Origin of the sequence: Halovivax sp. (assembly GCA_007119345.1) — an archaeon.
In the GTDB taxonomy this organism is placed as follows: domain Archaea; phylum Halobacteriota; class Halobacteria; order Halobacteriales; family Natrialbaceae; genus Halovivax.
Map to the genome: position 1 here is coordinate 1 of SKPV01000205.1, position 11,328 is coordinate 11,328.

At 69.3% G+C, this 11,328-nt stretch carries 13 protein-coding genes and 1 tRNA gene; 4 read left to right on the plus strand and 10 right to left on the minus strand.

What is annotated here, in order from left to right; genetic code table 11:
* Window positions 1-541: 541 nt before the first annotated feature.
* Both QZT59_RS14190 and QZT59_RS14195 read right to left on the minus strand, forming a co-directional pair.
* Window positions 542-1,300, minus strand: coding sequence for a PHP-associated domain-containing protein (locus QZT59_RS14190; RefSeq protein WP_290817762.1), 759 nt, complete (start codon window positions 1,298-1,300; stop codon window positions 542-544).
* Between the two features lie 118 nt (window positions 1,301-1,418).
* Window positions 1,419-1,553: a hypothetical protein gene (locus QZT59_RS14195; protein ID WP_290817765.1), complete on the minus strand. Its 135-nt coding sequence runs from the start codon at window positions 1,551-1,553 to the stop codon at window positions 1,419-1,421.
* 523 nt (window positions 1,554-2,076) lie between these two features.
* Between QZT59_RS14195 and QZT59_RS14200 the strand changes: the two genes are divergently transcribed.
* Complete coding sequence (locus QZT59_RS14200; RefSeq protein WP_290817768.1) at window positions 2,077-2,364, plus strand: hypothetical protein; 288 nt, start codon at window positions 2,077-2,079, stop codon at window positions 2,362-2,364.
* A gap of 408 nt (window positions 2,365-2,772) precedes the next feature.
* Here the strand turns inward: QZT59_RS14200 and QZT59_RS14205 are convergent, their stop codons facing one another.
* Window positions 2,773-3,210 carry a transcription elongation factor Spt5 gene (locus tag QZT59_RS14205; RefSeq protein WP_290817771.1) on the minus strand — a complete coding sequence of 146 codons (438 nt, stop codon included), beginning with the start codon at window positions 3,208-3,210 and terminating at the stop codon, window positions 2,773-2,775.
* A complete protein-coding gene (locus tag QZT59_RS14210; protein WP_290817774.1) occupies window positions 3,210-3,383 on the minus strand; it encodes a protein translocase SEC61 complex subunit gamma in 174 nt (57 codons plus the stop codon). Before QZT59_RS14210 ends, QZT59_RS14205 begins: the two co-directional genes overlap by 1 nt.
* 170 nt (window positions 3,384-3,553) lie before the next feature.
* On the opposite strand from QZT59_RS14210, the gene QZT59_RS14215 reads away from it, so the two are divergent.
* Window positions 3,554-3,748 (plus strand): hypothetical protein, encoded by a 195-nt coding sequence (locus tag QZT59_RS14215; protein WP_290817777.1) that lies wholly within the window; start codon window positions 3,554-3,556, stop codon window positions 3,746-3,748.
* 193 nt (window positions 3,749-3,941) lie between these two features.
* On the opposite strand, the gene QZT59_RS14220 is transcribed toward QZT59_RS14215, so the two are convergent.
* From QZT59_RS14220 to QZT59_RS14230, 3 genes are all read right to left on the minus strand, one after another.
* The gene (locus tag QZT59_RS14220) at window positions 3,942-4,106 is read right to left on the minus strand and encodes a hypothetical protein (RefSeq protein ID WP_290817780.1); all 165 of its coding nucleotides are present in this window, start codon (window positions 4,104-4,106) and stop codon (window positions 3,942-3,944) included.
* 86 nt (window positions 4,107-4,192) lie between these two features.
* Window positions 4,193-5,422 (minus strand): alanine--tRNA ligase-related protein, encoded by a 1,230-nt coding sequence (locus QZT59_RS14225; protein WP_290817783.1) that lies wholly within the window; start codon window positions 5,420-5,422, stop codon window positions 4,193-4,195.
* Window positions 5,423-5,635: 213 nt separating this feature from the next.
* Window positions 5,636-6,145 carry a multiprotein-bridging factor 1 family protein gene (locus QZT59_RS14230; protein ID WP_290817786.1) on the minus strand — a complete coding sequence of 170 codons (510 nt, stop codon included), beginning with the start codon at window positions 6,143-6,145 and terminating at the stop codon, window positions 5,636-5,638.
* 152 nt (window positions 6,146-6,297) lie between these two features.
* Here QZT59_RS14230 and QZT59_RS14235 point away from each other — a divergent pair.
* A tRNA-Leu gene (locus QZT59_RS14235) sits at window positions 6,298-6,382 on the plus strand.
* Window positions 6,383-6,952: 570 nt separating this feature from the next.
* Here QZT59_RS14235 and QZT59_RS14240 read toward each other — a convergent pair.
* The 3 genes from QZT59_RS14240 to QZT59_RS14250 all read right to left on the minus strand — a co-directional run bounded on the left by QZT59_RS14240 (window position 6,953) and on the right by QZT59_RS14250 (window position 10,114).
* Window positions 6,953-7,735 (minus strand): glycerophosphodiester phosphodiesterase, encoded by a 783-nt coding sequence (locus QZT59_RS14240; RefSeq protein ID WP_290817789.1) that lies wholly within the window; start codon window positions 7,733-7,735, stop codon window positions 6,953-6,955.
* A gap of 146 nt (window positions 7,736-7,881) precedes the next feature.
* Complete coding sequence (locus QZT59_RS14245; RefSeq protein WP_290817792.1) at window positions 7,882-9,249, minus strand: APC family permease; 1,368 nt, start codon at window positions 9,247-9,249, stop codon at window positions 7,882-7,884.
* Between the two features lie 346 nt (window positions 9,250-9,595).
* Window positions 9,596-10,114 carry a nicotinamide-nucleotide adenylyltransferase gene (locus QZT59_RS14250; protein ID WP_290817795.1) on the minus strand — a complete coding sequence of 173 codons (519 nt, stop codon included), beginning with the start codon at window positions 10,112-10,114 and terminating at the stop codon, window positions 9,596-9,598.
* A gap of 166 nt (window positions 10,115-10,280) precedes the next feature.
* Here QZT59_RS14250 and QZT59_RS14255 point away from each other — a divergent pair.
* A partial coding sequence (locus QZT59_RS14255) for an ATP-binding protein (RefSeq protein ID WP_290817798.1) occupies window positions 10,281-11,328 on the plus strand: 1,048 nt, incomplete at its 3' end.

Below are 11,328 nucleotides of genomic sequence, written 5' to 3' on the forward strand. Positions count from 1 at the left end.
CCGTCGTCGTACCCGTCGTCGTCGCCGTTATCGTCGTCTCCGTCGTCGCCGCCGGCGCCGGTTCGTTCCTCCGGCTCGCCGTCGTCGCCGTCGTCATCGTCGCCGCCCATACAGCCCGCCAGCGCGATCGTGAATGCGGTGCCACTGCCGATCAGGACCTTGCGTCGATCCATATCGAAGCCACGACCGTCCAGATGGTTTACTAATCAGTTCCTGTCGATCAGCGGCCGAGACGGTCACCCACGCCTACCCGTCGCCAAGCGTGACGTAAGCGCCGGCGTGACGGTCACGGTCGTCCGGAAGCTCACGCGCGCGTTTCGATCACGAGTACTGACGGCTGGAAACGACCGCCTTCGTCCCGTACGGTCTCGATACCGGCCGCGATAATCGCCGAAATATCGGGGGTCGGCGGTCTCGCCTCCGTACTCGAGCGCCGCCGTCTCTCGGACGATGCGGTCCCGCCGGCGGCGGTTCGGACGCCCCGTCTCCGTCCCGCGCGTCCCGATCGACCGCAGCATTCGTTTTCCGGCCGTCGATCGGTTCAGTAGACGGCGACGTCGTCGAACCGGCCGTCGTAGATCGCGCGGCTCGGGTGGGTCGCTTCGGTTCCGGAGAGCAGGAGTCGGTCGACCTTCTCCCAGCTATTCTCCCAGCAGAGGTGGCCGAGTTCCGCGGCGGTCGTCCGGACCCGTCGGAACCCGTTCCGGTGGACGACGCGTCTGGGGCCACGGTTCCGGAGGGCCGCCAGCAGCTCCTCGGGCGCGGCGACCTCGGGATCGAACGCGGTGTAGGCGACGCCCACCGAGCCGGTGAGGTGGGCGTAGGAGGAGGCAAACGGCGGGTAGGCCAGCTCGTCGGCGAGCTCGCGGGCGCGGCGGTTGTGAGGCGGGAGGTGTTTGGGGTTGAACACCTCGATCGCGTGAATCCGGTCGCGGTAGGTTCGAAGTTCGGACTCGGCGAGGCTGACGGTGGCGAACTCGGGGTGGGGCGCCAGTACGACCGCGTCCTGGCGGTCGAACTCGTCCATCGCGCCCGCCAGCCCGATGAAGTCCGGGACCGGTTCGGAGAGTCCGAGCGCCAGGACGTGCTGGCGGTTGCGCCAGGTGCCGGTGAACACCTCCCTGGCCGGGAGGACGGCGAGTTCGTCGTCCGCGTAGCGCGCCGCCCGCGCTTCGATCTCCGGGAGCGGGGTGAAGTGGGGCGCGTAGACGATCGCGTCCAGCCCCGCCCGCTTCGCTCGCCGGACCACGCGCTCGTCGAGGACCTTCACGTGGAGGTCGACCCGGTACTCGTCTCGCACGCACCGGGGTTACGACGGAGCCGAGTTAGGCGTTGCTTTTCGTCGATCGACGGGGCGGGTGCGGCCGGGTTGCGAACCGGGCGCGGCCGGATTCCGTGGGCCGGGCGCGGTTCCGGAGTCAGTCGAGCAGCGATTTGACCGCGGCCACGCGCGGCTCGAGCGGTTCGTCGGGCTCGAGCGGTTCGTCGGGCCCGACCGAGAGGAAGAGCCCGTCGTCGCCCACGTAGATGCGGACGATCTTGCGGAAGTCCATGGGGTGACGATGTACTCCACGCGCTCGGCGACGGGAAAGAGCGTGTTCCGGAAGAGCTCGATCTGCATGAAATCCATTGGACGTGCGCGTAAATCCGCTGGAAGTGCTCGGCCAACTGGTCTTTGTCCTCGTACATCGCGATCGCCGCGTCGGCGACGTAGAGCGAGCGAAACCCTTCCGGGTCGTACTCGACGCAGGAGCAGAGCTGCCCCGAGACGGTCTCCCGGACGGCGGCCAGCGCGTCGTAGGAGGAGCGGGCGGCGGCGTTCGTGATCGGCATCGTGGCACCGTGGGGCCCCCACCCGAAACCGTGTCGGGGGCCACGTCGGGGTCCGGGGTCGGGTGGATGGCGGGGTCGACGGCCGAATGGGTGCGGGTAGGCGGAGTGTTCGGGCGACCGGGTGGGCGCGGGCTGCCGGGAGGCATCGTCGCCGGATCGGGCTCCCGGCCGGTGGCGGGTGCGGTCGACGCGCTGATTCCGGCGAAAAGGACTTTACGCCCTCCCGCCCAATCGACGGGCGGAATGCCCTGGGAATGCGGAATCGATGGCTGCGGGGCGGTCTACGAGGACGTCGAGTCGGCCATCGTCCACCAGGCGACCGACCACGAGCGCCGCGAGTGCAAGGTCTGCGGGACGGTCGTCCCGGACGGCTACCTCGCGATCTACCACGCCTTCTCGGAACACAGCCGCGCGGAGTACGTCCGGGCCTACGGCGCGAACTCGGCGGACGTCCGCCAGCGCGAGGAGCTGCTGGACGAGATCGGCGAGGTCGTCGATCGAGAGCAGCTGGCCGAGCGTCTCGAGGGATGAGGCTCCGGGTCGGAACGAACGGTGGTGACGGCGCTGCAGAACCGAGACGCGGTAGCTGGTGCGGTGACGCCGCGCACTGGTCGGGCGACGTATCGGCTTTCCTCGCTGTCTGCTCACGGGCCCGATGGGCCGCTCACGGTTCGCTAGGCCCACCGTTCGCGATTCTGCGGTTCTCACTACCTCGTTCTTCGAACCGCGCGCCGTCCACGGAGCGCGGCGCTCCGTTCCCTTCGCGGTTCTCGCTCGCCGTGCTCGCTTCGAACCGCGCGCCCGTTCGCACGGTCCGACGAACTACCGTTCGTCGCTATATTCAGCGCGGCTGGGCCGCGCTGACTGCTTGACGAGCGCGTCAGCGCTCGTCACTGTCTGCTCACGGGCGCAACGCGCCCGTTCGCACGGTCCGACGAACTACCGTTCGTCGCTATCCAGCACGCGGATCTGGTCTCCCCGAACCGTGACCGGAATCGGAACCGTCGCCTCGTACAGTTCGACGGTGACCTGATCTTTCCCTTCGTCGATGCGCTGGACCTGGGCCTTCTCGCCCTTGAACGGGCCGGCGATGAGTTCGACGATGTCGCCCTCGGCGATCCCCTCGACGTCGGGTTTGGGCGAGAGGAAGTGCTCGACCTCCGAGATGTCGGACTCGCCGGGGACGATGGTTCGGGCGTGCGGGATGTCCTCGAGGACGCGTTCGAGGACGGCGTCGTTGTCGGCTTCGACCATCACGTACGAGGTCAGCGAGTCCGGCGCGAGCGCGGCGTGGACTTCCCGTTCCTCGCGGTTGATGATCATGTCCGCGACGGTCTGCTCCTGGCTCGCGGTGGTCTTGACGGCGAAGATCCCCATCAGGCTCCACCGGTCAGCAGACCCATCGTGACGGCGATGACGAATCCGATGAAGCCCACGAGCAGGATTCCGGCGCCGGCGATCTTCGCGACCTGCCAGAACTCCTCTTTCGTCGGCGTCGTCGCCATCTTCAACACGCGGACGTACGAAGTCAGGTCGTACGGAACGTTCATAGTTGACTAGTAGGGGTGCGCGCCCTTTTATCTGTCTTTCCCTCGGTCGCGGCTCTCCGACCGTCGGGACCGTCGGTAACCGGGCTCTGCCGGCCGCCGCCGTCCTCGCCACCGGTCACGTTGCACCTGACGGCCGGTCCGCCAAACGTCCGCACCCCGAACGCTCGCGCATGGCCGACGAAGGCGCCGACCGCGCGAACGAGCACGAGGCCGAGCGAGAGGCGGAGATCGACGAGGAACTCGAGCGGATCGGCCGCGACACGGACGAGGTCGACGACGGAACCGACGACCTCGGCACGCAGAACGCGCCCCGGGAGGACGAGCAGTCGGACGACCTCGAGGAGGCCGAGGACGCGGACGAGTAGCCGGTGGACGTCGGAGCGGCCCGACAGCACCGGGTCAGCCCGACGGCACCGGGTCGGCCCGACGGTGTCGCCGCGGCACGGCGTCCGCACGGTAGAATCTCGTTACACATCCCTCGTAGCGAAGAGACCGGTAGCGTCCCGCTAGTCGCTCAGGCGCGTTCCGCGGGCCGCTCGCTCCCGTCCTGCCGGCGGCTCACGGCCGATCCGGCGCGGACGTCGGCCCGCGTTCGTGCACGTCGGTGCCGTCACACGACGGACAGACGTCCGGGACGGTATCGAACCGTTCGCCGCAGTCTCGGCACTCGGTGAACGCTTCGTCACTGCGTAGCACCTCGCCGATGCGGTCGAGGATTCCCATATCGAAACGGGGCCGTCCATCGCCGAAGGCTGCCCGCATGCACTTGCCACGTCCGCCAGCCGCACAAATCCGAGCCCGCGGCGTTTTCACTCCAGCCCCGAGAGGACCGCTTCCGGGTCGACGTCGAAGTCGCCGCCCCAGGCGAGCCGCGCCGAGCCGCCGCCACCGCCGCCGAACTCGTCGGTGAGGTCTCGGAGGATCGTCTCGGCGTCGGCGTCCTCGCCGGTGGCCACGACGGCGAACGGCGAATCCTCCTCGCCGGCGATGACGATCACGTCGGCGAGCTCGCCCGCGAGGTCCCGGGCGACTTCGCCCGCCTCGTTCGCGTCGACGACGCCGGCGGTGGTTCCGACCCACGTGCGCCCCTCGCGCTCGAAGGGTTCAGCGCTCTCGAGGCGAGTTTTGACCAGTTCGCGCTGGAGGGTGCCGACGGAGTCGGCGAGCGCCTCGCGCTCGGCCTCCAGCGTGGACAGCTTGCCGGTCGCTTCGGCGAGCGGCACGCCGAGCTGGCGGCTCGCCGCGAACGTCACGCGCTTTTCGGTCTCGCGGCGCTCGATCGCCCGCGGCCCGACGGCGAGCTCGACGCCCGCGCGGCCCGCATCCGCTTCCGTCCGGCCGAGGACCGTGACGGGTCCGATCTCGCGGGTGTTTCGGACGTGCGTCCCGCCGCAGGCGGCGGCGTCCCACGGTTGGCTGGAGACGTTGACCGCGCTCGCGCCGCCCTCGTCGACGTCGCCGATGGTGACCACGCGGACGCGCCCCTTCGAGAAGGCGCTGCCCTCGGTCCGTTCGGTCAGGACGACCTCGTCGGCCTCGCGGGCGTCGGCGACCGGCATCGAGTCCCAGGAGACCGGCCGAGACTCCCAGACCGCCCGGTTGACCAGCTCGTCGAGCGAGACGAGCGCGTCGTCGTCGAGTTCCTCGTCCGTCTCGAGCTCGACGCGCACCATCTCCTCGCCGATCTCGAGGCCGGCGTAGCCGACCTCGCCGAGGACGCGCCGGGCGGCCCCGTAACAGACGTGACTCGCCGTGTGGGCGCGCATGCAGTACATGCGAAACGACCAGTCGATCGAACACAGCACGCGGTGACCCTCCGAGAACGACGGTTCCTCCTCGAGGACGTGCACGTGCTCGCCGTCCTCCAGGACGACGTCCGCGACGGGGACGTCCCCGACGGTACCGCGATCCGCCGGCTGGCCGCCGCTCTCGGCGAAAAAGTGGCTCGAATCGAGCCAGACGCGCCGTCCGTCGACGGCTGTCACCTGGGATTCGAACCGCGTCGCGTACGGTTCGGCGGCCGCGCGTTGCCCGCTCATCACCATCGCTCGGTCGCCAATCGACAAAAGTCTGCTCGCCGATACGGTCACGAACGCGGACACGTTCGCCGCGGGAATCGTCGTCGCGGTGCGGACGCGTGGTGTCCGCTACGCGGTAGGCGGTTCGGACGCGGCGCGACCGGCACGTGCCAGTACGCTTCGGACGCGGCGTGACTGCCACGGGCCACCGCGGTCGTCCTCGCGCCGGTCGCCTCACTCGGCGAGTTCCACGTCCAGGCGCTCTTCGAGGACGTCGATCAACCCGCCGCCGACGCCCGCCTGGGTGGCCCGCCCCTGCTCGATCGCCAGCAGATCCGTCTCCGGCGCGCCGAGTTCGTCGGCGAGTTCCTCGCGAGTGAGCCCCGCTTCCTGGCGGGCCTCCTCCAGTCGATCGCCGTAGTCGGTCACCAGGTACGGGAGCGGATCGTCGTCGTAGTTCGTTCCTTCCTTCTCCCAGTGCTCGGAGTCGCCGTCCCAGATGGGCGTCGCCTTCGCGACGTTCTGGGCCGCTTTTTTCTTGCGGCTCGGTTCGTCCCTGGATCCGCGATCGTCGGTTCGGCGGTCGCTCGTCCGCTGGCGGTCGCCGTGGCTCGCACAGCTCGGGCAGACCTCGAGCTCCGCGCCGGCCACGGTCTCCTGGCGCAGCGAGTCGCTCTCCGCGCCGCAGAGCTCACAGCTCGTCCCGCCGCCCCCCGAGGAGGATCCGGTCGAGTACTTGGCCATGGGAGTAATTCGCACCTCCGACATTTCAATGGCCCGCTCCGGACCGTCGCCCGGGCGGTCGCGTCGGCCGTGTGACCCCGGACCGGGGCGGGGTCAAAAGAACACGCTTTTATATCGACCCGCGGGTACGATTCCATGCAGAGAGCACGCGAGCGTGGGTAGCCAAGCTAGGCCAACGGCGCAGCGTTGAGGGCGCTGTCCCGTAGGGGTCCGCCGGTTCAAATCCGGTCCCACGCATCGCACGCGCGGCCTTCGGCCGCGAACCGCGAGACGGGCGTGGAACCTGGCGGTTTCACGAAATCGTCGAACGGGCGCGACCCGCCCGTGAGACGGCGTAGCCGTCGAGCGAACCGATGCAGGTGATCTCCCTTCGCGGACATCACCCACGCACAATCCTTTCGGCGCAACCCACGGAGCGACGGCGCCGGTCGGTTTGGTCCGCCGGGCGCGAGTGCTCGAGAGTTCCCCGGCGTCAGCCCCCGGAGGACGATGCGTCGGTGCGGTCGGCCCGTCCGCACCACGATATTTTGGAAGTAGAGCTATTCGGGATTCCGTGCAACCACCGATCGGCAGGGGCGATCCGTCGGTGCCGTCACCACCACGAGCTCCCGCCCACCACCTGCCCGCCTCTGCCCGACCATCGGACCGTCGCCGTCGGCATGACCCCCGTGCCGGTCGGCGCGGTTCGAGCCACCACCTGCCACGCGTCGGCCGTCGTTCACGCGCGACGGTCGATCGTTTCCGAACATCGCGCGAGCCCGCACCCCACTATCCGTCGCGAGGCCGGCCTATCCCCGCGCCGTCCGATCACCGGTCGCTTCGTATCGGTCGATCGGCGAAGACGCCGTCGGCTCCCGAGAGGGCGACGAGCGCCGCTTCGATTCTCGAGTCGACCGTCCACGCGACCACCGCGAGGTCCCGGTCGTGCGCCCGGGAGACCACTCGCGTGCGGAGACAGCGGTCCGCCCGCGGGTGTACCGTCTCACAGTCGAATTCCTCCGCGATCTCCAGCGCGCGCTCGTCGTCGCGGAAGGTGTACGCCAGCGGGATCGCGTCGTCGAGCGCCCTGACCTCGGACAGCGCGCGCGGATCGAACGAGGAGAGCTGCGCGTCGACGCCGTGACGATCGACCGCGGTCAGGACGTCTTCCGCGAGGCCGCGCTCTTTCAGCTCCAGGACGATTGGGACGCCGTCCGGGAGCGCGGCGAGCACCTCGTCCAGGCGCGCGAGGGTCGCGCCGGTCGTTCCTCGGGCCGGCTCTTCGACGCCGACGTCGCGCAGGGTCTCCCAGTCGGTCTCGTCGATCCGACGGTCCGCGCCGGCGATCCGTCGGAGGTCGGGATCGTGGGCGCAGACGAGTTCGCCGGAGCCACAGCGCCGGACGTCGACTTCGATCCCGTCCGCGCGCTCGGCGGCGGCGCGGACGGCGGCGACCGTATTTTCGGGTGCCACGCCGGCGAAGCCGCGGTGGGCGTAGACGGCGAGCGACCGCGTTCGACGGTCGGCCAAGACCGCCAGCGCGGTGACGAGGGCGGCGAGGAGGGCGACCAGAACGGTCGCGGCCGATCTGCGAGCGACGCGCGCGGGCATCGTCTACTCGTTCGGACCCCGCTCCGTTAGTGGTATCGGGAGCCTGCTCGTTGTTGTGGATCGGGAGCCTGCTCGTTGTTGTGGATCGGGAGCCTGCTCGTTGTTGTGGATCGGGAGCCTGCTCGTTCTCCCGGCCCAACCTACGCTCACTCGTTGTCGTGGAGCTGCCCCATACGCGAACGGAGGTCGACCCCGCGTGCGGCGAACCGGCGGACGCGCCACCGGTAGACGACGTAGCCCAGCGCCAGCCAGCCGCCGAGGACGGCGACCATCGCCGGGAGCTGGGTCGCGACGAGGAGCCACAGCAGCGCCGCCGACGCGACCGCGCCGACGGCGGTCGTCTTGAGCAGCCACGGCGGCAGCCGGTACAGCGAGTGCTCGTAGCGGTCGGGGTAGGTCGCGGGCAGGTTCCACAGCGAGACGCCGGCGATCGCGAGCCCGAAGAGGATGGTCATCGAGAGCGCGACCGAGAGGACGACCGGGCCCGGCGAGACGGGCGCGATCACGAGCGGCGGCACGCCGAGGACGATCACGGCCACGTACGGCGAGTCCCACCGCTCGTGGACCCGCGCGAGGGGTGCGGGGATGACGCGGTCGCGAGCCGCGCGCATGAGGATCCGCGAGTACGCGGTGTAGGTCATGTTGATGGAGGTCAGCGCCCCCATCGCGGCGGCCACCAGGACGAGTCCGGTCAGCGCCGCCGGGAAGTTGTCGAGCGAGACCTGCGCGACGGCGGCGTCCATCTCGCCGAGCTCGGCGTAGGGCGTCGTGCCGACGAGGACGACCACGAGCGCCAGCAGCAGCGACAGGGCGATCGCCGACGACAGCGCGAGCACGCGCGGGATGTTCTCTGCGGGGTTCGTCATCTCCTCGCCGAGCTCGACGACGAGCCGGAAGCCCCGCAGCGGGAAGTAAAGCGAGACGATCGCGACGACGAACGGCCCGACGCCCTCGGGGAACAGCGGCTCGTAGTTGCCCGGATCGACCGCGAACGCCCCCGGGACGATGAACGCCAGCATCCCGGCGACGATGAGCGCGACCATCGCGAACTGGACGACGGCGACCATCCGAATCCCCAGGACGTTGAGGAGGATGAACGGGACGAGTAGCGCGTAGATCAACAGGAGCTCGGGCACGTCGGGGACCGGGGAGACGGCCGCGGAGACGAAGCCGACGTACTCCGCGAAGCCCACGCCGATGAAGAGCATCCCGGCCCAGACGCCGGGGATGACGATCCACGGCAGCAAGAACCCCCAGAACGGTCCGACGAGTCGCGAGGCGTACACGTAGCTGCCACCCGCGACGGGGATCGCGCTTCCCAGCTGGAGCGAGAGGAGGATGCCGAACCCGAGCGGGATCGTCGCCAGCGCCATGGCGAGGACGATGCTCGGCCCGGCGTCGCCCGCTAGCGGGCCCGGAAGGACGAACGCGCTGACGCCGATGACGTTGCCGACGACGAGCGCGGTAGCCCCCAGGAGCCCCACCTTCGTATCGATGATCCGGTACTCGGCCATGCGCTCACGATCTCTTCCAATCTATAATAAAAACACCTGAAATGGAAACGTTGTTAGGGGGCGGGCCGCGAGCGGTGGGCGAGGTCGCGGCCGGGACGGGAGTTCCCGCGGTCGATTCGTCCGGACGGGAGGTCCCACCGTCGATTCGTCCGGACGGTGGTCGCCGCCGGAAGAGTGCGCGCCGGTCGTCGGCCGGACCGGTTCGAGTCACCGATCGTTCGTGGTGGCGCCCCACCGGCCGTTCGTGGTGGCGCATCTCGATCGTTCGTGGCGGCGCACCACCGATCGTCGGTGGGGCCAACCACCGGCCGTTCGTCGTGACTCGCCGCTCGTCGGGCGGGGGACGCTATTCGCCGTTGGCGTCGGTGTCGCTGACCATCTGGATCCGTTCGATGCCGCCGATCTCGCGGACGATATCGGCGACCGCGTCCGGAACGAGCGACTCCCAGTCGCCGTCGTCGATCATTCGCTGGCGGACCTCGCTCCCCTCCAGAACGCCCCGGTTGTACATCGGCGACTGACGGACTTCGACCCCGGCCTCGCGAAAGAGCTGGATCACGAGCGGGTTGTTGGAGTAGGCGACGTCGAAGTCCGGGCTCATGCTCTCGACGTGGCTGACCCACACGGAGTTGCGCTCGAGGTCCTCGATCGGAACGGCGTACGTGACGACGTCGATGTCGGCGAGGCTCTTCGTGATCATCATGATCCGTTCGCCGGCGGTGAACGGGTTTCGGGCGGTGTGGGAGGCGTCGGCGCTGCCGATCCCGAGCACGAGCTCGTCGACCTCCTCGGCGATCCGCTCGACCACGCTGCGGTGGCCGCCGTGAAACGGCTGGAACCGACCGATGTAGATCCCCCGCGTCATACCCGTGGCGACGGAGCCCCGCCGCTTAAGGCTGGCGAGCCATCGTACGAAACCGTAAGGTCGGAAATCGTGGGTCTCAGGCCCGGAAGAGCCCGGTGACGCCGGTAGCGAAGGGAGAAAGTATATCAGTCGCAATCCCTTCGATTCGCGTAGCAACCAACCCGTTATGAGTAACGACACGAACGTCGACGGCCCTCCCGACGACGCCGACGAATCGGTCGCCCGCGCGGACTCCGGGGCGTCCGATCGCGCCGACGACGGCGACGGCGGGGAGTCGCCGGCCGACGACGCCGACGAGCAGGCCGTGGACGAACCGAGAACGGACGAACCGGACGGCGAACCGGCGGCGGAGGCTCCCGACTCGCGAGCGCGCGAGGAGACCGCCGAAGGCGGCTCCCGTCCCGACGAGTCTGCGGGCGAACCCGCGGACGGGTCGTCGACGGGCGACGCCGGCACGGATTCGGACGCCGACGAACCCGAGGACGGGTCGTCGACGGGCGCCGGCGACTCCGTCTGGGACGTCGTCGAGGAGCGCCGACGAGAGCGGGAATCTGCGTCCCCGGAGATCGGCGGTCCCGGGGCGGGGGACGGCGAGGACGCCGGGGGCGAGGCCGCTCCCGGCGACGGGGAGATCGAGACGGTGGAGACGATCGACGACCTCGGAAGCGAGGTCCAGGTCGACGAAGAACTCGAGATCGACGAGGACGAGGAGGACAACCTGCTGGGCGGGCTCCAGATCGACTCGACGGAGCAGATCGAGGTGCCCGACCGGCTGGTCGATCAGGTGATCGGCCAGGACGAGGCCCGCGACATCATCATCAAGGCGGCCAAGCAGCGCCGGCACGTGATGATGATCGGTTCGCCCGGGACCGGCAAGTCGATGCTGGCGAAGGCGATGAGCCAGCTGCTGCCCAAGGAGGACCTCCAGGACGTCCTCGTCTACCACAACCCCGACGACGGTAACGCGCCGAAGGTGCGGACCGTCCCCGCGGGGAAAGGCGAGCAGATCATCGACGCGCACAAGGAGGAAGCCCGAAAGCGCAAGCAGATGCGCTCGATCCTGATGTGGATCATCATCGCGATCGTGCTGGGGTACACGATCATCAGCGCCGCGAGCATCCTGCTGGGGATCATCGCCGCGGTGATCATCTGGTTCTTCTTCCGCTACACCGCCCGCGGGATGGACGCGATGGTGCCGAACATGATCGTCAACA

Excerpts from the sequence above, each read along its gene's own strand:
- QZT59_RS14195 (WP_290817765.1), bottom strand. The coding sequence starts at position 1,553 with ATGGACTTCCGCAAGATCGTCCGCATCTACGTGGGCGACGACGGGCTC.
- QZT59_RS14200 (WP_290817768.1), top strand. The coding sequence starts at position 2,077 with ATGCCCTGGGAATGCGGAATCGATGGCTGCGGGGCGGTCTACGAGGAC.
- QZT59_RS14205 (WP_290817771.1), bottom strand. The coding sequence starts at position 3,210 with ATGGGGATCTTCGCCGTCAAGACCACCGCGAGCCAGGAGCAGACCGTC.
- QZT59_RS14210 (WP_290817774.1), bottom strand. The coding sequence starts at position 3,383 with ATGAACGTTCCGTACGACCTGACTTCGTACGTCCGCGTGTTGAAGATG.
- QZT59_RS14215 (WP_290817777.1), top strand. The coding sequence starts at position 3,554 with ATGGCCGACGAAGGCGCCGACCGCGCGAACGAGCACGAGGCCGAGCGA.
- QZT59_RS14220 (WP_290817780.1), bottom strand. The coding sequence starts at position 4,106 with ATGGGAATCCTCGACCGCATCGGCGAGGTGCTACGCAGTGACGAAGCG.
- QZT59_RS14225 (WP_290817783.1), bottom strand. The coding sequence starts at position 5,422 with ATGAGCGGGCAACGCGCGGCCGCCGAACCGTACGCGACGCGGTTCGAA.
- QZT59_RS14230 (WP_290817786.1), bottom strand. The coding sequence starts at position 6,145 with ATGGCCAAGTACTCGACCGGATCCTCCTCGGGGGGCGGCGGGACGAGC.
- QZT59_RS14240 (WP_290817789.1), bottom strand. The coding sequence starts at position 7,735 with ATGCCCGCGCGCGTCGCTCGCAGATCGGCCGCGACCGTTCTGGTCGCC.
- QZT59_RS14245 (WP_290817792.1), bottom strand. The coding sequence starts at position 9,249 with ATGGCCGAGTACCGGATCATCGATACGAAGGTGGGGCTCCTGGGGGCT.
- QZT59_RS14250 (WP_290817795.1), bottom strand. The coding sequence starts at position 10,114 with ATGACGCGGGGGATCTACATCGGTCGGTTCCAGCCGTTTCACGGCGGC.